This is a genomic window from Xanthomonas sp. A1809, from assembly GCF_017746015.1.
GTDB classification, from domain to species: Bacteria; Pseudomonadota; Gammaproteobacteria; order Xanthomonadales; family Xanthomonadaceae; genus Xanthomonas; species Xanthomonas euvesicatoria.
In genome coordinates, this window is record NZ_JAGHWZ010000002.1 from 2,278 (window position 1) to 21,066 (window position 18,789).

The following is an 18,789-nucleotide window of genomic DNA, read 5'->3' on the forward strand; positions in this document are numbered from 1 at the left end:
GGCATGAGCGCCAGTGCGCTGCGATATTGCCCGCGCGAAGATCGCAACGTCGAACTGCACGAACGCATCTGTGCGTTGGCGCATCGCCATCGCCGTTATGGTGTGGGGATGATCTATCTCAAATTACGACAGGAAGGACGCATCGTGAACTACAAGCGTGTGGAGCGGTTGTACCGCGAGCAGCAGCTGCAGGTCCGGCGCCGCAAGCGCAAAAAGGTGCTGATAGGAGAGCGTCAGCCGCTGCTGCGGCCATCGCAGGCCAATCAGGTGTGGTCGATGGATTTCGTGTTCGACCGCAGCGCCGAAGGCCGAGTGATCAAGTGTCTGGTGATCGTGGACGATGCAACCCACGAAGCGATCGCCATCGAGGTGGAGCGCGCAATCTCGGGCCATGGCGTGACACGCGTGCTGGATCGGCTGGCGCACAGTCGCGGCTTGCCACAGGTGATCCGCACAGATAACGGCAAGGAGTTTTGCGGCAAAGCGATGGTGGCCTGGGCACATGCGCGTGGCGTGCAGTTACGGCTGATCCAGCCTGGCAAGCCAAACCAGAACGCCTACGTCGAATCGTTCAATGGCCGGCTGCGCGACGAATGCCTCAACGAGCACTGGTTCCCAACCCTGCTGCATGCGCGTACCGAGATCGAACGCTGGCGACGCGAATACAACGAGGAGCGACCCAAGAAGGCCATTGGCGGCACGACGCCATCTGCGTATGCCCAACAGCTGGCCAACACCGATATCATCAACCCCGGACTCTAAACCCGGCCGCTACTCAGAGCGGGGGGACGTCGCTGCCTCGACGAGGTGCGCGAAGCCGCCCACTGGTGGATGATCGACTATAACGAAGCAAGATCCCATGATTCCCTTGGCGGAATGACCCCGGTCGAGTACCGCAACAAGTACGCCGAAAGCTCTACTTTTGAAGTGCCTGCTTGACGGGGGAGCTTACGCAGGGTGGTAAGGAAATTCCACTGCCCTGGCAGTGTTAAGGTTGTTGGCGTCGACGGAAATTGGCAATGAACACAGATTGGTTTAAAGAGAACTTCTTATCTTTTATGAAAGGTTGCGAATTTATCTACAGTGAATTCAAGAATGGTGATTTCGGAGATCTTCAGAGAGTGGAGGTTGAAAGTTTTAACAAAATGGGGGCAGTTGAATTTTGGTCCTCAGGCTGGGTAGGAATTGATCTTGTCGATTGCGTTTCTGGAACCCAAGAAATCAGTGTGCTGCTTTCTCCGGAACAGCGAGATCTCGTTGATGGTGAGTTAAGAAGATTTTCCGACCTGATGGCGCGACGCTGACCAACGCTGATGCGAGGCTACAGCAGTCATGACCCAAGATCGTTTCAAAAAATCGCAATGGTTCGGCCTTCTCGGCTGGTTGGTGCTTTGCTATGCCGCAGCCGCGCTGGGCGCAACTGCATCGATCCAGGCCGCCAGCTTTTATGCGCAGCTGCAGCGGCCGGCATGGGCGCCGCCGGGGTGGTTGTTCGGGCCGGTGTGGATGGCGCTGTACGGGATGATGGCGCTGTCGGCGTGGTTGGTGTGGCTCCGTGGGCGATGGGCTGGCGCGCGTGTGGCGCTGACACTTTTCCTGGTGCAGCTGGCGCTCAACGGGCTGTGGAGTTGGTTGTTCTTTGCATTGCACTTGGGAGCGTGGGCGTTTGCGGACATCGTGGCGCTGTGGCTGGTGCTGGCGGCGACCATCGGTGTGTTTGGGAAGAGGCAAGCTTCGGCGGCGTGGTTGTTGGTGCCATATCTGGCGTGGGTGAGCTTTGCGGCGGCGCTCAATTTTTCGGTCTGGCAACTCAACCCTCGGGTGCTTGGCTGATCTGCGCTGCTGACCTTGGTTCGCACCGATTCGGGGTTGCGATAGCGACGATCTGTTGCTTGATGCGAAGTTGTCTGTTGCTTGATGCGACGTGCTGCCTGCAGCGATGTGATGCATCGAGTGCTGGCCATCCAGTCAGCCTATCGCGTCGGCCGAGCACACGACTCGAGCAATGAAGGTTAGAAAGCTGCGCAGCATGGCTCTGCAAGGCCGATCCAAAAGTTTCCATAGCAATCAATTGCTTGCACGCACAGTGCTTAAATCCCTGAGCAAAAAGGATTTCTGTTCCGTGCGCCCAACGCATGCGCCTGCCCATTCACGCAATGCTTGACAGGCCTCGGCCCGGTGATGTCTTTTGCATGCATGGGTAACGCCTCCGCCACCGCTTCGCTTCTCTGCCAGCCGCTACTGCGGGCAGGTGCGGGCGTGGCCGGCATTACCACCATCATTACCACCGCCACCATTCGCCCGGTGCGGTCCGTCGTCTTCGCGTAACTTCCGAAAACAACGGCCCCGCACCCGGATCAGGATGCGGGGGCTTCCCTCTCTCATCCGATGCGGACGGGGCCTCCCCCCAACGAGGTCTGTCTATGTCATCGCCCGCTGTTTCGTTCGAACCCGCTGCTGTTCTTGCGTCCTCTGCGCGCACTGTCGTGCACAAATTTGGCGGCACCTCGGTGGCCGATGCCGAGCGCTATCGGCATGTGGCGCAGCTGCTGCTTGCACGCAACGAGACGGTGCAGGTCACCGTGGTCTCGGCAATGAAGGGCGTCACCGATGCCTTGATCGAACTGGCCGAACTGGCGGCGAAAAATCGCCCCGAATGGCGCGAGCGGTGGCACGAAACACGCGCACGCCATCGCGGTGCGGCAGTGGCGTTGCTCGGCGAGCATTCCGGGCCAACGGTGGAGTGGCTGGACGAGCGCTTCGAACATCTGTCGCAGATCCTCGGCGCGCTTGCGGTCATCGGCGAATTGCCGCGCGAAGTGCTCGACCGCGTGCAGGGCCTGGGCGAGGTGTATTCGGCGCAGCTGCTGGGCGATCACTTCCGCGCGATCGGCGAGGACTGCGCGGTGCTGGACGCGCGCGACGTGCTGGTGGTCAATCGCGGCGAACTGGGTGTGGATGTGGACTGGGAGGCGAGTGCGCAACGTCTGGCAACCTGGCGGCAGGCGCATCCGCAAACGCGCGTGGTGGTCACCGGATTCGTGGCGCGCGACCGCGCCGATCGCATCACCACGCTGGGCCGCAACGGCAGCGATTATTCGGGTGCCATCTTTGCCGCGTTGTTCGATGCCGACGAACTGCATATCTGGACCGACGTGGACGGCGTGCTGTCGGCCGACCCGCGCGTCGTGCCTGAAGCGGTGCAACTGGAAACGCTGAGCTACGACGAGGCCTGCGAGCTGGCGTACTTCGGCGCGAAGGTAGTGCATCCGCAAACGATGTCGCCGGCGATCGAACGCGGCCTGCCGATCATCATCCGCAACACCTTCCAGCCCGAGCATCCCGGCACGCGCATCACTGCCAGCAGTGCGGTGAGCGGGCCGATCAAGGGGCTGACGTTGAGCCCGGATCTGGCGGTGCTGAATCTGGAAGGCACCGGTCTGATCGGGGTGCCGGGCACGGCCGAGCGCGTGTTTGCAGCGCTGCGCACCGCGCAGGTGTCGGTGGTGATGATCTCGCAAGGTTCCTCGGAACATTCGATCTGCTGCGTGGTCAAGCAGCGCGAGTCCGAGCGTGCACGCAATGCATTGCTGCAGGCGTTCGCGCATGAACTCACGGTCGGCCAGGTGCAGCGCGTGCAGCTGACCACCGGCATCAGCGTGCTGGCAGCGGTGGGCGATGGTATGGCCGGCCAGCCGGGTGTGGCGGCACGGCTGTTCGAATCGTTGGGCCGCGCGCAAGTCAATATCCTGGCGATTGCGCAGGGCTCATCGGAACGCAACATCTCGGTGGCCATCGATGCGGCGCACGCCACCAAGGCCTTGCGGGCGGCACATGCAGGTTTCTGGTTGTCGCCGCAGACGTTCTCTGTGGGCGTGATCGGGCCGGGCAATGTGGGCGCAGCGCTGTTGGATCAATTGCGCACTGCGCAGCCACAGTTGCTGGGCAAGGCCAATCTGGATCTGCGCCTGCGTGCGGTGGTCTCACGCGGTCGCATGCTGCTGGACGAACGCGGGCTGGTCGGCGACTGGCGCGATGCGTTTGCATCTGCCGCCACGCCCACCGATCTGGAACGCTTCACCACGCATCTGCTGTCTGCGCATCTGCCGCATGCGGTGATCATCGATTGCAGCGGCAGCGCCGAAGTGGCCGACCGTTATGCGGGCTGGCTGGCCGCCGGCATCCATGTGGTCACGCCGAACAAGCAGGCCGGTTCCGGCCCGCTGGCGCGTTATGAGGCGATCCGCACCGCGGCCGATGCCAGTGGGGCGCGCTTCCGTTATGAAGCCACCGTGGGCGCCGGGTTGCCGGTGATCACCACGCTGCGCGACCTGGTCGATACCGGCGATGCAGTCACCTCCATCGAAGGCATCTTCTCCGGCACATTGGCGTGGTTGTTCAATAAATACGACGGCAGCGTGCCGTTCGCCGAACTGGTGACGCAGGCGCGTGGCATGGGCTACACAGAACCGGATCCGCGCGACGATCTGTCCGGCGTGGACGTGGCGCGCAAGTTGGTGATCCTGGCGCGCGAAGCAGGGCGCTCCATCAGCCTGGAAGATGTGCAGGTTGAAAGCCTGGTGCCGGAAGGGCTGCGTCAGGCCAGCGTGGACGATTTCATGGCGCGGCTCTCCGAAGTGGATGCGGTGTTCGCGCAGCGCCTGCGCGATGCGCGTGCGCGCGGCAACGTGCTGCGCTATGTGGCGCAGCTGCCGCCGGACCGCGCGCCCAGCGTGGGCCTGGTGGAATTGCCCGCCGATCACGCCTTCGCCAATCTGCGCCTCACCGACAATGTGGTGCAGTTCACCACGCGTCGCTACTGCGAGAACCCGCTGGTGGTGCAAGGCCCGGGCGCGGGGCCGGAAGTGACCGCGGCAGGCGTGTTCGCCGATCTGCTGCGCGTGGCGGCGGGCGAGGGCGCGCGGCTATGACGCAGACTGTTGTCAGCCATGCCGGCGTGAGCCAGGCAGCGGTGGCGCAGGCGCATCGCTGCGATCGCGCATCTTTGGACAAACACGGCTTGCACGAAGCGCGCGCCTTCGCACCAGCATCGGTTGCCAATGTCGCGGTGGGATTCGATCTGCTCGGCTATCCGATCGATGGCATCGGCGACACCGTGACCGTGCGCCGTATCGAAGCGCCGGTGGTGCGCATAGCTGCGATTCGCGGCACGACGGTGGCGCTGCCCCTGGATGCCGAGCGCAACACTGCAGGCGCTGCACTCATTTCGCTACGTGCCGCCTTGCAGCTGCCTTATGGGTTCGAAGTCGAGATCGACAAAGGCATCGCGCTGAGCTCGGGCATGGGCGGGTCTGCCGCGTCATGCGTCGCGGCCCTGGTTGCGGCAAACGCGCTACTGGCCTCGCCATTGGATCACCACCAGCTCTACCAATACGCGCTCGATGGCGAAGCGGTAGCCAGCGGCAGCCGCCACGGCGACAATCTGGGGCCGCTGTTTGTAGGTGGTTTGGTGTTGTGCACGCTGGAACGCCTGGTGCCAATCGCGGTGCCACCCGCTTGGCATAGCCTGCTGGTGCATCCGGACGCAGTGCTGGAAACGCGGCGCGCGCGCGAAGCCTTGGCGGGCAATTATCAATTGCGCGAGTTCGTCGCGCAGAGCACCAATCTGGCGTTGGTGTTGGCCGGTTGCCATGCCGGCGATCCAGACCTGGTACGCGCAGGCCTGCGTGATGTCCTGATCGAACCGCGTCGCGCCCCATTGATCGCCGGCTTCGCAGACGCCAAACAGGCAGCGCTGGACCACAACGCCCTCGGCGCCAGCATTTCCGGCGCCGGGCCAAGTGTGTTTGCCTGGTTTGAATCGCGTGCCGCTGCAGAGGCTGCGGCAACCGCAGTGCAGGCCGGGTTTGCGGCTGCAGGGTTCGATAGCCAGGCCTGGGTCTCGCCGATCGCAAGTCCTGCGGCGCGGTTGCTCGGATGAATCGGGACGCATGCACTGCAAACGCGCCGCAGGCAGCAGGCAGCAGGTCTGGCCTGCAGCTCGCCAGGCGCTGTTTAGTCGACGACGACTTCGCTGATCTGCATCACCGGGGTCAGGTCGGTGTAGTTGGCGATGTCGCCCAGGATCTCCGCCGCATGCGGCCCGAAGCTGGCATTGAAGGCTTCCTGCGACGCGCAAAAGATGTGGCACATCCCGATGAACGCCGGCGGGCTGCCGGCCTCGCCGCCGCTGATGCCTTTGTCCACCGTATATTTCAAACAGGCCGGCCCCATGCGCGCGCTCACCAGCGGCATGTGCTGGTCGCGGTAGTAGGCGTGATCGAAGCGGGCGCCTTCGCGGTACGGATACATCACACTGACCTTGATCATCTGCCGACTCCACGGAAGGGTGCGCGCAGCATAGCCCCGCGCCATCGACCGTGCGCACCCCTTCGGCCAAATGCCGGCGCAGCCCGACGCCCGGCTCCGTCACACGCGGCACCGCTTGTCATGGGTACCGCCCAGCCTTCGCTTTATCTGGAGTCATGCTGATGTTTATCTCCACCCGTGGCGGTGCCCCTGCCGCAAGCCTGAGCCAGGCCATCGCCGCCGGGCTGGCGCCCGATGGCGGCCTCTACGTGCCGCAGACCCTGCCGCCTGCGCGTACGCTGGTTGCGGCCGCCGGCCTGGCCGACACCGCCACTGCGCTATTGCAGCCATTTTTCGAGGGCGACGCACTGGCCGCCGAACTGCCTGCCATCTGTGCTGAAGCCTTCGATTTCCCGGCGCCGTTGGTGGCGCTGGGTACGCCGGGCGATTACGCACTGGAGCTGTTCCATGGGCCCACCGCCGCGTTCAAGGATTTCGGTGCGCGCTTCCTGGCCGCCTGCCTGACCCGCCTGCGCCGTGCCGAAGATCGCCCGCTCACCATCCTGGTCGCCACCTCCGGCGACACCGGTGCCGCCGTGGCCGCCGCGTTCCATCGCCAGCCCGGCCTGCGCGTGGTAGTGCTGTATCCGGACGGCCGCGTGTCGCCGCGGCAGGCGCATCAATTGGGGTGTTTCGGCGACAACATCCAGGCCCTGCGCGTGGCCGGCTCGTTCGACGACTGCCAGGCAATGGTCAAGCAGGCCTTGAACGATGCCGCATTGCAGGCGCAGGTGCCGCTGAGTTCGGCCAACAGCATCAGTCTGGGCCGGTTGCTGCCGCAGATGAGTTACTACGCACATGCCGCGCTGGAGCACCATGCAGCCTCGGGCAGCGCGCTCAACCTGGTCGTGCCTACCGGTAACCTGGGCAACGCGCTGGCGGCGATCATCGCGCGCGCACTCGGGGTGCCATTGGGCCGCATCGCGCTGGCGTCCAACGCCAATCACGTGCTGCCGGACTATTTCGCGGGAGATGCCTACGCACCGCAGCCCAGCGTAGCCACGCTCGCCAATGCGATGGACGTGGGCGCGCCGAGCAATTTCGAGCGGCTGCGTTGGCTCTATAACGGCGACGATGCCGCCTTGCGCGAGGAATTCCGGGCCTTGTCGGTGGACGATGCGGCGATTCGCAACACTGTGCAGCAGCGCTTCGCCCGCTACGGCGAGGTGCATTGCCCGCATACCGCCACCGCGGTGCATGTGCTCGAACAACTGCGTGCCGAAGGCGCGGAGGGCGGCACTGGCGACTGGGCGGTAGCGGCCACCGCGCATCCGGCCAAGTTCGAGGGGGTGGTGGAGCCATTGATCGGCCGCGCGGTGGAGGTTCCGCCGGCGCTGGCCGCGCTGCTGCAGCGCCCGGCGCGTGCCGAAGCACTGGCGCCGGACTACGCAGCCCTTCGGCAGCGCTTGCTTGCCGATGCCGCCTGACCCAACGCGTTCAGACACCGGGGTTGGAAAGTGGCCCGCATGCGGCTATTTCTAGCCGGGTGCGGCCCCGTCGTGGCGCCGCGTCCGCTGTGGGTTGTTGCATGTCTTATCGAATGATCGCCGTTGCCGGCTTCTTGTGCGGGTGGGCAGCGGCTGGTGCGGCCAGTGCGGCCGATGCATTGGCTGGATCACCGGTCGCGCCACTGGGCGCTCCGCGTGTGGGTCTGGTCGAGGCGCTGGCGCGCCAGGCGCCGTCGCTGGACCGTCAGGTGCTGGCCCTGGCCACCGAGGCGCTGCAATGCGCCCGCCAGAGCCAGCAGGTGGGTGCCGAACGGGTGCTCAGCGTCATCGACTACAGCCGCCCCTCGACCGAGCGCCGGCTCTGGGTGTTCGATTTGGACAAGCAGCGCCTGTTGTATCGCGAATGGGTCGCGCACGGACGCAATACCGGCGAGAACCTGGCGGCGAAGTTCTCCAATGACGATGGCAGCTTCCAGTCCAGCCTGGGCGCGTTCACCGCGCAGGAGTCGTACACAGGGCACAACGGTTACTCGTTGCGGCTCAAGGGTCTGGAGCCGGGATTCAACGACCACGCGCGCGATCGCGCCATCGTGATCCACGGCGCGCCCTATGTCAGCGAAGCCGTCATCCGCAGCCAGGGCCGGCTCGGCCGCAGCCTGGGCTGCCCGGCGGTGCGGCCAGCGGTGGCCAAGCAGTTGATCGATACCTTGCGCGACGGTGCGTTCGTGTTTGCCTACTACCCGGACCGGGCCTGGCTGCGCCAGTCGCGGCTGCTGAGTAGTGGCTGTGGCGGTGCGGCAGCGCGTGCAGTGGCCGGGCGCTGAGTGATCGCGCGTCACCGACCCGGCCGACTGCGTCGACAGGCACGCACCGACGCATCAATGAAATCCATCAATCAGCCGCCAACCCTTACACCGTATCGCCGGCCAGGCGGCGCAGTGCGGCGTAATCCAGGATCTGCACCAGCTGCAGTTGCGGTAGCGCGATCAACTGCTGCTGCCGCAGCTTGGTGAAGGTGCGGCTCACCGTTTCCACGGTCAGCCCCAGATGGTCGGCAATATCGCCGCGGCTCATCGGCAGCGCCACGGTGTCGCCGCTGGCGCCGGGCTGGGTGGAGCGAGCGGCCAGCCGCAGCAGGAAATGCGCCAGCCGTTCGCTCGGTTGCAGGCGTGCCAGCAGCAGGCCGGTGTCCTGCGCTGCAGCCAGCTCCATGCTGGCACGTTGCAGCAGCTTGCGTTCCAGCTGCGGGTAGCGCTCGCGTAGCTGGCGCATTTGCGCCATCGGCGTGCGGCACACCCGGCTGTCGACGATGGCTTCGATATCGTGGCGGTGCTGCGCGGTTTCGGTGAGCCCGACGTAGTCGCCGGGCAGCACGAAGCCGGTGATCTGGCGGCGCCCGTCGGCCAGCGTGCGCACCATGCGCAACGCACCGGAGGTCACGGTATAGACGTTGTGCCGGGTCTCGCCCGCACGCACCAGGGTGCTGCCGGGCGCGTAGGCCGCCGCGTGGGTGACCTGGTCCAGCGCGTCCATCTCCTGCGCCGACAGCGCCGCACAAATGGCCCGGCCGCGCACGGCGCAAAGGGCGCAATCTGAGTTGGGCGTGCCACTGGCGGATGCCGTGCTGGGCGCCGGGCAGGTCGCGCTGGGGTCGGAAAGCTGCCGGTACATGGGCCATGCACTGCTGGGACGCATTGAATGATACGCCATGCGGTCAGCGCGGCCGCCCAGCCGGTAGAATTGTGCGTTCGCCACATTGTCCTGCAGGAGTTTCGCTCGTGATCAAGCCCCGTACGCCGCCCGGCATCATGGAATTGCTGCCGCGCGAGCAGATCGCGTTCCAGCGCATGCTGGACGTCATCCGCCGCAACTACGAGCGGTTCGGGTTCCTGCCGGTCGAGACCCCGGTGTTCGAGCTGTCGGATGTGCTGCTGACCAAATCCGGCGGCGAAACCGAGCGCCAGGTGTATTTCGTGCAGTCCACCGGCGCGCTGGCCAATGCTGCTGCGGCAGCCGATGCGGGCGCCGAGAACGGTGGCCTGCCCGAGCTCGCGCTGCGCTTCGACCTGACCGTGCCGCTGGCGCGCTACGTCGCCGAGCATGAGCACGAGCTGAGCTTCCCGTTCCGGCGCTACCAGATGCAGCGCGTGTATCGCGGCGAACGTGCGCAACGCGGGCGCTTCCGTGAGTTCTACCAGTGCGATATCGACGTCATTGGCAAGGATGCGCTGAGCATCCGCTACGACGCCGAAGTGCTGGCGGTGATCCATGCGGTGTTCGCCGAGCTGGGCATCGGCGATTTCAAGGTGCAGTTGAACAACCGCAAGCTGCTGCGCGGCTTCTTCGAAAGCCTGGGCGTGGCTGAGGGCGAGTTGCAGCTTGCCGTGCTGCGCGAAGTCGACAAGATCGACAAGCGTGGCGCCGACTATGTGCGCGACACGCTGGTGGGCGAGGGCTTCGGCATCGCCGCCGAGCAGGTGGCCAAGATCCTCGCCTTCGTGGCGGTGCGCTCTAACGGGCATGCCGATGCGCTGGCGCAGTTGCAGGCGCTGGAAGCCTCGGTCGGGGCCAGCGCGACGCTGGGCGAGGGCATCGCCGAGTTGCGCGAAGTACTGGAGCTGGTCAAGGCGCTAGGCGTGCCCGAGAGCGCGTACTGCCTGAATTTCTCCATCGCGCGGGGGCTGGATTACTACACCGGCACCGTCTACGAAACCACGCTGACCGACCACCCGCAGATCGGCTCGATCTGTTCGGGCGGCCGTTACGAGAGCCTGGCCAGCCACTACACCAAGTCCAAGCTGCCGGGCGTGGGCATTTCGATCGGCCTGACCCGCCTGTTCTGGCAGCTGCGCGAGGCCGGCCTGATCCAGGGCATCGCCGAAAGCAGCGTGCAGGCGATGGTGGCGCTGATGGACGAGACCCGCCTGGACGACGCGCTGGATATCGCGCGCCGGCTGCGCATCGGTGGCATCAACACCGAGGTGCAGATGGAGCCGAAGAAGGTCGGCAAGCAGTTCCAGTATGCGGCTCGTGCCGGCATCCGCTTCGTGGTGCTGGCCGGCGACGACGAACTGGCACGCGGCGTGGTGGCGGTGAAAGACCTGGTGCGAGAGCAGCAGTTCGACGTCGCCCGCGATGAGCTGGCCAGCACCTTGCAGGTGGAACTGGAACAGGCCAGGGCAATGCTGGTGGCTGGCGGCGTCCAGGGCGACTGATATCGTCAGTTTGAAGACGTCACAGGCTTGGTGACCATTTCGCCCGCGACCCATGTGCCGTAGCGCAGAACGCGCCCACTGACATCAGATGTCAGTGGGCGTTTTCGTAACAGGCAGGTGGGCGAGCAGTTTCTCCATGAATGCTTCAATGCGGTCGACTTGTCCCGAGGCAGGGCTTGCGTTAATGTACTAACACGCTATTACATTAACGCAATGAAACAACGACCTGCCCCCCGCGAGAACACCGATGTTGCCGCATCTCTGACGATGCTGGCCGATGCGCTGGCATGCCTGCGCGCGCCCGAGGCGGTCGAATCGTTTCTGCGTGACCTCTGCACGCCTGCCGAGCTGGAAGCCATGGCCGACCGCTGGCGGGTGGTGCCGCTGCTGGTCAAGGGCGTGCCGTATCGCGAAATCCATGAGCTGACCCAGGTCAGCGTCACCACCATCGGGCGCGTTGCGCGCACCCTGGACCACGGTGCCGGCGGCTATGCCGCGGCCTTGCGCGAGCAGTCTTCGCGCCCTGACGCCTCCCATTGAGAGAACGAGATGAGTGCTTCCACGGCAGCGCCGGCACGTGACCGGCTGCGTATCGCCATCCAGAAGAGCGGCCGCCTGGCCGAGCCGGCGCGCAGCCTGCTGGCCGCCTGCGGGCTGAGCTGGCGGCAGAGCCGCGACAAGCTGTTCTGCTACGGCGAATCGTTGCCGGTGGACCTGCTGCTGGTGCGCGACGACGACATCCCCGGCCTGATCGCCGATGGCGTCTGCGATCTGGGCATCGTCGGCCAGAACGAACTGGAAGAGCAGGCCGCCGAGCGTCGCCGCAACGGCTTGCCGGCTGCCTATCACGCCGTGCGTGGGGTCGGCTTCGGCCAGTGCCGCCTGATGCTCGCCGTGCCGGAAGAATGGGACTGGCACGGCGTGGGGCAACTGGCGGGCAAGCGTATCGCCACCAGCTACCCGGCGATCCTGGCCGATTGGCTGGAGCGGCAGGGCATCGACGCGACGGTGGTGGAGTTGTCCGGTTCGGTGGAAATCGCACCGCGCCTGGGCACTGCCGATCTGATCTGCGATCTGGTCTCCAGCGGCGCCACCCTGGCCGCCAACCAGCTCAAGCCGGTCGAGCTGGTGATGGAAAGCGAAGCGGTGCTGGCCGGCGCGGTGCGCGAGCCGGCCGATGCGCGTGCCGGCCTGCTGGCAATGCTGCTGCGGCGCATGGACGGCGTACTCAAATTGCGCGACAGCAAGCTGCTGATGTTCCGCGCCGAGCAGACCAATGTCGATGCGCTGCGCCGCCTGCTGCCCGATGCCGACCCGCTGGTGCAGTTGCCCGATGATGGCAACGGCGCGCTGCGCTTGCAGACCATGTGCCATGGCGCGGTGACCTGGCAGCGCCTGGAAGAACTCGAACGCGCAGGTGCGCAAGGCTTGATGGTGTTGACGGTGGAGCGCTCGCTGGCATGAAGATTCTCGATTGGTCCCAACTCGACGGTGCCGCGCGAACCGATGCACTGACCCGCCCGGTGCAGACCGTGGCCACGCAGACGCGCGACGCGGTGGCTGCATTGATTGCCGATGTGCGTGCACGCGGCGATGCCGCCTTGCGCGAGATCACCGCGCGTTTCGATGGCGTATCGCTGGAGAGCTTCGCCGTGGGCGAAGCCGACTTCGCTGCCGCCGAAGCGGCCGTGGCGCCGGAGCTGCGCCAGGCCATGCAGGATGCGGTCGCACGCATCGACGCCTTCCACCGCGCCGGCATGAGCGAGGGCTATGCGGTGGAAACCGCGCCCGGCGTGGTGTGCGAAAAGATCGTGCGGCCGATCGGACGTGTGGGTCTGTACGTGCCGGCAGGCAGCGCGCCGTTGCCATCAACCGCCTTGATGCTGGGTGTGCCGGCGCGTCTGGCCGGATGCCGCGAGGTGGTGTTGTGCACGCCGCCGCGCAAGGACGGCAGCGTGGACCCGGCGGTGCTGGTGGCCGCGCAACTCACCGGCGTGCGCCGCGTGTTCAAGCTCGGTGGCGCGCAGGCGATCGCGGCGATGGCGTATGGCACCGAGTCGGTACCCAGTTGCGACAAGCTGTTCGGCCCGGGCAATAGCTATGTCACCGAAGCCAAGCAGCAGGTGGCCCAGTCCGGAGCGGCGGCGATCGACATGCCGGCCGGCCCCTCGGAGGTCTTGGTGATCGCCGATGCGGGCGCGCAGCCGGCCTTCGTGGCTGCTGATCTGTTGTCGCAGGCCGAACACGGGCCCGATTCGCAGGTGCTCTTGCTCTCCGACAGCGACGCATTGATCGATGCGGTGCAAGCGCAGCTGGAAGTTCAGCTGGCGCAGCTGTCGCGTGCCGACATCGCGCGCCAGGCGCTGGCGCAATCGCGGCTGATCAAGGTGCAGGCGCTGGATGAGGCGTTTGCGATCAGCAATCGCTATGCGCCGGAGCACCTGATTCTTGCGCTGCGCGAACCGCGCGCGTGGCTGGCGCAAGTCGAAGCGGCCGGTTCGGTGTTTCTTGGCGATTACACGCCCGAAGCGCTTGGCGACTACTGCAGCGGCACCAATCATGTGCTGCCGACCAGCGGTGCGGCGCGCGCCTACAGCGGCGTGAGTGTGGCCAGCTTCCAGAACATGGTCAGCGTGCAGGCAGCCAGCAAGGCCGGCATCGACGGCATCGGTCAATGCGCATTGATCCTCGCCCGCGCCGAGGGGCTGGATGCGCATGCCAACGCGGTGGCGCTGCGCATGGGAGTGGCGGCATGAGCGCGTCGTCGATTCTGGATCTGGTACGCGAAGATCTGCGTGCATTTGCGGGCTATTCGTCGGCGCGCACCAGTGCGTTGCAGGGCGATGTGTGGCTCAACGCCAACGAGTCCGCGTGGGCGAATCCCGCCGATGCCGACGCCAGCACGCGGCGCTATCCCGACCCGCAACCCCAGGGCCTGCGCAGCGCGCTTGCGGCGCTGTACGGTTGCGCGCCGGAGCAGCTGTTGATCGGCCGCGGCAGCGACGAGGCGATCGATCTGCTGGTACGCGGCCTGTGCGTGCCAGGGCGCGATGCAGTGCTGGTGACGCCGCCGGTATTCGGCATGTACGCGGTGTGCGCGCGGTTGCAGAACGCACCCTTGGTGGACGTGCCGCTGGTCGATGGGCCAGATGGTTTCCGTGCAGATATCCCTGCAATAGTGGCGAGGGCATTGGCCTCGAACGCCAAGCTGGTGTTTCTGTGTTCGCCATCCAATCCCGCTGGTTCGGCCATTGCGCTAGACCAGATCGAACAAGCGCTGCAGGCCTTGCAAGGCAAGGCGCTGGTGGTGGTGGACGAGGCATATGGCGAATTTTCCGATGTGCCTTCGGCGGTCGGTCTGCTCGGGCGTTACGACAATCTCGCGGTGTTGCGTACGCTTTCCAAGGCGCATGCGCTGGCGGCGGCGCGTATCGGCACGCTGATCGCCAATGCCGAGTTGATTGCCCTGCTGCGCCGCTGCCAAGCGCCGTACCCGGTGCCCACACCCTGTGCGGCCATGGCCGAGCAGGCCTTGTCTGCGCCGGCGCTGGAGGTGACCCGCCGGCGTATCGCCGAGGTGCGCAGTGAGCGCGAGCGCGTGCACGAGGCGCTCGCGCAGCTGGCCGGTGTGCGGCAGGTCTATCCCTCGCAAGGCAACTTCTTGTTGGTGCGTTTCGATGATGCCGAGGCGGCGTTCCAGGCGTTGCTCGATGCCGGTGTGGTGGTGCGCGATCAACGCGCAGTGCCGCGCCTGGCCGACGCGCTGCGCATCACGCTGGGCACGCACGAACAGAACCAACGCGTGCTGAGCGCGCTGCAACGCACGCAGGAGGCCGTCGCATGACCCCGATTCTTTTTGTCGACCGCGACGGCACGCTGATCACCGAGCCGGCCGACTACCAGATCGACGCGTACGAGAAACTGCGCTTTGTCGATCACGTGATTCCGGCGATGCTCAAGCTGCGCGATGCCGGCTATCAGTTCGTCATTGTCAGCAACCAGGATGGGCTGGGCAGCGAGAGCTACCCACGCGCGTCCTTCGACGGCCCGAACAACCTGATGCTGCAGATCTTCGCCAGCCAGGGCATCGAATTCCGCGACGTGCTGATCGATTGCAGCTGGCCTGCCGACAATGCGCCCACGCGCAAGCCCGGTATCGGCCTGATGGTGCCGTATCTGCAGGACCGCAGCATCGATTGGGCGCGCTCGGCGATGGTGGGCGACCGCATCACCGACATCCAGTTCGCGCACAACCTCAACATTCGCGGGTTTCAGCTGCGCACCGACGAGTTCGGCGGCGAGTGGGACTGGCCCGGCATCGCCCATGAACTGGCCGACGCACCGCGTCGCGCGGTGGTCCAGCGCAACACCAAGGAAACCAGGATTCGCGTCGAACTGGATCTGGATCGCGTGGCCGAACCGAAGACCGCCACCGGTCTGCCGTTCTTCGACCACATGCTGGAACAAATCGGCAAGCACGGCGGCTTTGCGCTGGAGATCCGGGCCGAAGGCGATCTGCATATCGATGAGCACCACACCATCGAAGACACCGGCCTTGCGCTGGGTCAGGCGCTGCGTGAAGCGCTGGGCGACAAGCGTGGCATCGGCCGCTATGGCTTCGATCCGGAAAGCAGCCCCTGGCGCGTCGCCGGCGACAAGGCGCAGCATGGCTTCACGTTGCCGATGGACGAAACCATCGCAAGCGCGGCGCTGGATTTCAGCGGCCGGCCGTATTTCGTCTTCGACGGCGAGTTCAAGCGCGAGCGCGTCGGCGACATGCCGACCGAGCTGGTGCCGCATTTTTTCCGCTCGATCTGCGATGCGTCCGGCTTGAATCTGCATCTGACCGTGCGCGGTGAGAACGATCACCACAAGGTGGAAGCCTGCTTCAAGGCCCTGGCGCGTGCATTACGCCAGGCGATCCGCCGCGAAGGCACCGCGTTGCCGACCACCAAGGGTGCGCTATGACCGATGTTGCGTTGATCGATGCCGGTGGCGCCAACCTGGGCTCGGTGCGCTATGCATTGGAGCGCTTGGGCGTGGACGCACGCGTGGTGCGCGATGCGGCAGGTCTGCACAGCGCACAGCGCGTGATCCTGCCCGGCGTCGGTGCGGCGCCAGAAGCGATGTCGCGTCTGCGCACGCAGGGCTTGGTCGAGCCGTTGCGCGCGCTGCAGGTGCCGTTGATCGGTATCTGCCTGGGGATGCAACTGCTGTTCGAACATTCCGAAGAAGGCGATGTCGAGTGCCTGGGCCTGCTGCCGGGCATCGTACGGCATATGACGCCGGCACTCGGTATCCGTGTGCCGCACATGGGGTGGAACCAGCTGGTGCCGATGCGCGAATCCGCGTTGCTGGCCGGTCTGCCCGAGCGCGCAAGTGCGTATTTCGTGCATGGTTACGCTGCGCCGGTGACCGCCGACACCGTGGCCGCCTGCGATCACGGCGGGTTGTTCACTGCCGTCGTGCAGAACGGGCTGCGCTGCGGCGCGCAATTTCACCCTGAGCGTTCGGCCGACACCGGTGCACGCATCCTGCGCAATTTTCTTGAGATGAGCTTCCCATGAGTTTCACCGTTTACCCGGCGCTGGATATCCGCAACGGCCGCGTGGTGCGCCTGCTGCAAGGCGATTACGCGCGCGAGACGCAGTACGGCGACGACGTGCTGCCGCGTGCGCAGGCGTTCGCCGATGCCGGTGCGCAGTGGATGCATCTGGTCGATCTGGATGCGGCCAAGGCGGGCGGCTACACCTTGGCCGGCACGCTCGGCGAGATCGCGCGTGCCACCGGCTTGCGCGTGCAGACCGGCGGCGGTGTGCGCTCGCGCGAGGATGTGGCGCGCATTCTCGATGCCGGCGCCGCACGCGTGGTGATCGGCTCGTTGGCAGTGCGCAACAGCGAGATGGTGGTTGGCTGGCTGCAGGAATTCGGTGCCGACCGCCTGACCATTGCACTGGACACGCGCCAGGATGCCAATGGCATCTGGCAGTTGCCGGTGCACGGCTGGACCGAAACTGCAGACGCTACGCTGGATCAATTGGCCGTGCGCTACGCGCAGGCCGGGCTGCAGCATCTGCTGTGCACCGACATCGCGCGCGACGGCATGCTGTCCGGTCCCAATATGGCGCTGTATGCGCATCTGCGCGCGCTGACGCCGCAGTTGCAGGTGCAGGTCTCCGGTGGCGCGCGCAATCTTGCCGATGTCGCCGCGGCCAAGGCCGCAGGCTGCGCCGGCATCGTGCTCGGCAAGGCGCTGCTCGAAGGGCATCTGGATCTCGAAGAGGCACTGGCATGCTGAGCCGTCGCATCATTCCGTGCCTGGACGTGCGCGATGGCCGCGTGGTCAAGGGCGTCAAGTTCCGCGACCACATCGACATGGGCGACATTGTCGAGCTGGCCTTGCGCTACCGTGCGCAGGGCGCCGACGAACTGGTGTTCTACGACATCGGTGCCAGCCCGGAAGGGCGTTCGGTCGACTACACCTGGGTCGAGCGAGTTGCACGGCTGATCGATATTCCGTTCTGCGTGGCCGGAGGTATCGGCGATGTGGAAACGGCCCGAGCGGTATTGCATGCCGGCGCCGACAAGATTTCCATCAACTCGCCCGCGTTAGGCCGCCCGCAATTGATTTCCGAACTGGCCGATGCCTTTGGCGTGCAATGTGTCGTGGTCGGCATCGATTCGATTCGTGAGGAAGATGGTCAATGGCGCGTGCGTCGCTACACCGGTGATCCGAGCAAGACCCAGGCGTTGCCGATGCGTACGCTGGACTGGGTGGCCGAAGCGCAGCGACTCGGCGCGGGCGAGATCGTGCTCAATTGCATGGATAACGACGGCGTGCGCCGCGGTTACGATATCGCCCAACTGCGCCAGGTGCGTGCGTTGTGCCGGGTGCCTCTGATCGCTTCCGGCGGTGCAGGCGAGATGCAGCACTTTGCCGACGTCTTCGACCAGGCCGATGTGGATGGCGCACTGGCCGCCAGCGTGTTTCACAGCGGCGCGATTCCGATCCCGGAACTCAAGCGATTCTTGCGCGCGCAACAGATCGAGGTACGCGATGGGCAGTGACGAAGTGGCGACGGGCGACGCGCTCGCAAGCCTGGATTGGAGCAAGGGCGATGGCCTGTTGCCGGTAATCGTGCAGGACGCCGACACCCTGCGCGTGCTGATGCTGGGCTACATGAATGCCGAAGCCTTGGCCGTCACCCGGCAGCGCGGTGACGTCACGTTCTTCAGCCGCAGCAAGCAGCGCTTGTGGACCAAGGGTGAGAGTTCGGGAAATGTGTTGCGCGTGGTGTCGATCCAGACCGACTGCGACGCCGACACATTGCTGGTGCAGGCGCGCCCGCATGGTCCGACCTGTCACCTGGGCCGCACCAGCTGTTTCCCGTCTGCGCCCGGGCAGTTCCTGGGTAGCCTGGATGCCCTGGTGGCCGAGCGCGAGCGCGAGCGGCCGCACGGTAGCTACACCACCAAGCTGTTCGAACAAGGCATCCGCCGCATCGCGCAGAAGGTGGGCGAGGAGGGCGTGGAAACCGCGCTGGCCGGCGTGGTGCAGGACGATGACGCGTTGCTCGGCGAATCGGCCGATCTGCTCTATCACCTGATCGTGCTGCTGCGCGCACGTGGGCTGGGCCTTGGCGATGCGGTGGCGTTGCTGGAATCGCGGCATCAATAACGCAGCCGCTTAGCAACGCGCCCGGGCGCAACGGTCGTTATTGGGAACGCCCGTAGCGTCCGGGTGCGCTCCTACGGAT

General features: G+C 65.6%; 19 protein-coding genes and 1 pseudogene. 18 read left to right on the forward strand and 2 right to left on the reverse strand.

What is annotated here, in order from left to right; translation table 11 throughout:
- The 6 genes and pseudogenes from J7396_RS00535 to J7396_RS00560 all read left to right on the forward strand — a co-directional run.
- Positions 1-762 (forward strand): IS3 family transposase (locus tag J7396_RS00535; RefSeq protein ID WP_209260799.1); only part of this gene is annotated, 762 nt, incomplete at its 5' end.
- 33 nt (positions 763-795) lie between these two features.
- A pseudogene (locus J7396_RS00540) lies at positions 796-939 on the forward strand (integrase core domain-containing protein); the annotation flags it as partial.
- 80 nt (positions 940-1,019) lie between these two features.
- The gene (locus tag J7396_RS00545) at positions 1,020-1,304 is read left to right on the forward strand and encodes a hypothetical protein (protein ID WP_223866278.1); all 285 of its coding nucleotides are present in this window, start codon (positions 1,020-1,022) and stop codon (positions 1,302-1,304) included.
- A gap of 28 nt (positions 1,305-1,332) precedes the next feature.
- Positions 1,333-1,833, forward strand: coding sequence for a TspO/MBR family protein (locus J7396_RS00550; protein ID WP_209260800.1), 501 nt, complete (start codon positions 1,333-1,335; stop codon positions 1,831-1,833).
- Between the two features lie 590 nt (positions 1,834-2,423).
- Positions 2,424-4,931, forward strand: a complete 2,508-nt coding sequence (gene thrA / locus J7396_RS00555) for a bifunctional aspartate kinase/homoserine dehydrogenase I (RefSeq protein WP_209260801.1) — start codon at positions 2,424-2,426, stop codon at positions 4,929-4,931.
- Positions 4,928-5,941, forward strand: coding sequence for a homoserine kinase (locus J7396_RS00560; RefSeq protein WP_011347177.1), 1,014 nt, complete (start codon positions 4,928-4,930; stop codon positions 5,939-5,941). Before thrA ends, J7396_RS00560 begins: the two co-directional genes overlap by 4 nt.
- 74 nt (positions 5,942-6,015) lie before the next feature.
- Here J7396_RS00560 and J7396_RS00565 read toward each other — a convergent pair whose 3' ends face one another.
- A complete protein-coding gene (locus tag J7396_RS00565; protein ID WP_008571555.1) occupies positions 6,016-6,330 on the reverse strand; it encodes an EthD family reductase in 315 nt (104 codons plus the stop codon).
- Positions 6,331-6,485: 155 nt separating this feature from the next.
- Between J7396_RS00565 and thrC the strand changes: the two genes are divergently transcribed.
- Positions 6,486-7,796: a threonine synthase gene (gene thrC / locus J7396_RS00570; protein ID WP_181388296.1), complete on the forward strand. Its 1,311-nt coding sequence runs from the start codon at positions 6,486-6,488 to the stop codon at positions 7,794-7,796.
- A 101-nt stretch (positions 7,797-7,897) separates the two neighbouring features.
- Positions 7,898-8,641, forward strand: coding sequence for a murein L,D-transpeptidase catalytic domain family protein (locus J7396_RS00575; RefSeq protein WP_209260802.1), 744 nt, complete (start codon positions 7,898-7,900; stop codon positions 8,639-8,641).
- Positions 8,642-8,726: 85 nt separating this feature from the next.
- Here the strand turns inward: J7396_RS00575 and J7396_RS00580 are convergent, their stop codons facing one another.
- Positions 8,727-9,392 carry a helix-turn-helix domain-containing protein gene (locus J7396_RS00580; RefSeq protein WP_008571434.1) on the reverse strand — a complete coding sequence of 222 codons (666 nt, stop codon included), beginning with the start codon at positions 9,390-9,392 and terminating at the stop codon, positions 8,727-8,729.
- A 203-nt stretch (positions 9,393-9,595) separates the two neighbouring features.
- Between J7396_RS00580 and hisS the strand changes: the two genes are divergently transcribed.
- The 10 genes from hisS to hisIE all read left to right on the forward strand — a co-directional run bounded on the left by hisS (position 9,596) and on the right by hisIE (position 18,710).
- A complete protein-coding gene (gene hisS, locus J7396_RS00585; RefSeq protein ID WP_209260803.1) occupies positions 9,596-11,032 on the forward strand; it encodes a histidine--tRNA ligase in 1,437 nt (478 codons plus the stop codon).
- Between the two features lie 213 nt (positions 11,033-11,245).
- Positions 11,246-11,572: a YerC/YecD family TrpR-related protein gene (locus J7396_RS00590; protein ID WP_011347183.1), complete on the forward strand. Its 327-nt coding sequence runs from the start codon at positions 11,246-11,248 to the stop codon at positions 11,570-11,572.
- A 9-nt stretch (positions 11,573-11,581) separates the two neighbouring features.
- Positions 11,582-12,496 carry an ATP phosphoribosyltransferase gene (hisG, locus tag J7396_RS00595; RefSeq protein ID WP_011347184.1) on the forward strand — a complete coding sequence of 305 codons (915 nt, stop codon included), beginning with the start codon at positions 11,582-11,584 and terminating at the stop codon, positions 12,494-12,496.
- A complete protein-coding gene (gene hisD, locus J7396_RS00600) occupies positions 12,493-13,788 on the forward strand; it encodes a histidinol dehydrogenase (RefSeq protein WP_209260804.1) in 1,296 nt (431 codons plus the stop codon). The genes hisG and hisD overlap by 4 nt, the downstream gene beginning before the upstream one ends.
- A complete protein-coding gene (hisC, locus tag J7396_RS00605; RefSeq protein ID WP_209260805.1) occupies positions 13,785-14,876 on the forward strand; it encodes a histidinol-phosphate transaminase in 1,092 nt (363 codons plus the stop codon). Before hisD ends, hisC begins: the two co-directional genes overlap by 4 nt.
- Entirely contained in the window at positions 14,873-16,000 is a 1,128-nt protein-coding gene (gene hisB / locus J7396_RS00610; protein ID WP_031422401.1) for a bifunctional histidinol-phosphatase/imidazoleglycerol-phosphate dehydratase HisB, read from the forward strand. Before hisC ends, hisB begins: the two co-directional genes overlap by 4 nt.
- The gene (gene hisH, locus J7396_RS00615; RefSeq protein ID WP_209260806.1) at positions 15,997-16,599 is read left to right on the forward strand and encodes an imidazole glycerol phosphate synthase subunit HisH; all 603 of its coding nucleotides are present in this window, start codon (positions 15,997-15,999) and stop codon (positions 16,597-16,599) included. The genes hisB and hisH overlap by 4 nt, the downstream gene beginning before the upstream one ends.
- On the forward strand, positions 16,596-17,330 hold the full coding sequence (gene hisA / locus J7396_RS00620) for a 1-(5-phosphoribosyl)-5-[(5-phosphoribosylamino)methylideneamino]imidazole-4-carboxamide isomerase (protein ID WP_209260807.1): 735 nt from the start codon (positions 16,596-16,598) through the stop codon (positions 17,328-17,330). The genes hisH and hisA overlap by 4 nt, the downstream gene beginning before the upstream one ends.
- The gene (hisF, locus tag J7396_RS00625) at positions 17,324-18,100 is read left to right on the forward strand and encodes an imidazole glycerol phosphate synthase subunit HisF (protein WP_008571446.1); all 777 of its coding nucleotides are present in this window, start codon (positions 17,324-17,326) and stop codon (positions 18,098-18,100) included. The genes hisA and hisF overlap by 7 nt, the downstream gene beginning before the upstream one ends.
- On the forward strand, positions 18,090-18,710 hold the full coding sequence (gene hisIE, locus J7396_RS00630; protein WP_008571447.1) for a bifunctional phosphoribosyl-AMP cyclohydrolase/phosphoribosyl-ATP diphosphatase HisIE: 621 nt from the start codon (positions 18,090-18,092) through the stop codon (positions 18,708-18,710). The genes hisF and hisIE overlap by 11 nt, the downstream gene beginning before the upstream one ends.
- Positions 18,711-18,789: the final 79 nt, after the last annotated feature.

Coding starts and splice junctions, on each gene's coding strand:
- J7396_RS00545 (WP_223866278.1), top strand. CDS start 1,020: ATGAACACAGATTGGTTTAAAGAGAACTTCTTATCTTTTATGAAAGGT.
- J7396_RS00550 (WP_209260800.1), top strand. CDS start 1,333: ATGACCCAAGATCGTTTCAAAAAATCGCAATGGTTCGGCCTTCTCGGC.
- thrA (WP_209260801.1), top strand. CDS start 2,424: ATGTCATCGCCCGCTGTTTCGTTCGAACCCGCTGCTGTTCTTGCGTCC.
- J7396_RS00560 (WP_011347177.1), top strand. CDS start 4,928: ATGACGCAGACTGTTGTCAGCCATGCCGGCGTGAGCCAGGCAGCGGTG.
- J7396_RS00565 (WP_008571555.1), bottom strand. CDS start 6,330: ATGATCAAGGTCAGTGTGATGTATCCGTACCGCGAAGGCGCCCGCTTC.
- thrC (WP_181388296.1), top strand. CDS start 6,486: ATGCTGATGTTTATCTCCACCCGTGGCGGTGCCCCTGCCGCAAGCCTG.
- J7396_RS00575 (WP_209260802.1), top strand. CDS start 7,898: ATGTCTTATCGAATGATCGCCGTTGCCGGCTTCTTGTGCGGGTGGGCA.
- J7396_RS00590 (WP_011347183.1), top strand. CDS start 11,246: ATGAAACAACGACCTGCCCCCCGCGAGAACACCGATGTTGCCGCATCT.
- hisG (WP_011347184.1), top strand. CDS start 11,582: ATGAGTGCTTCCACGGCAGCGCCGGCACGTGACCGGCTGCGTATCGCC.
- hisD (WP_209260804.1), top strand. CDS start 12,493: ATGAAGATTCTCGATTGGTCCCAACTCGACGGTGCCGCGCGAACCGAT.
- hisC (WP_209260805.1), top strand. CDS start 13,785: ATGAGCGCGTCGTCGATTCTGGATCTGGTACGCGAAGATCTGCGTGCA.
- hisB (WP_031422401.1), top strand. CDS start 14,873: ATGACCCCGATTCTTTTTGTCGACCGCGACGGCACGCTGATCACCGAG.
- hisH (WP_209260806.1), top strand. CDS start 15,997: ATGACCGATGTTGCGTTGATCGATGCCGGTGGCGCCAACCTGGGCTCG.
- hisA (WP_209260807.1), top strand. CDS start 16,596: ATGAGTTTCACCGTTTACCCGGCGCTGGATATCCGCAACGGCCGCGTG.
- hisF (WP_008571446.1), top strand. CDS start 17,324: ATGCTGAGCCGTCGCATCATTCCGTGCCTGGACGTGCGCGATGGCCGC.
- hisIE (WP_008571447.1), top strand. CDS start 18,090: ATGGGCAGTGACGAAGTGGCGACGGGCGACGCGCTCGCAAGCCTGGAT.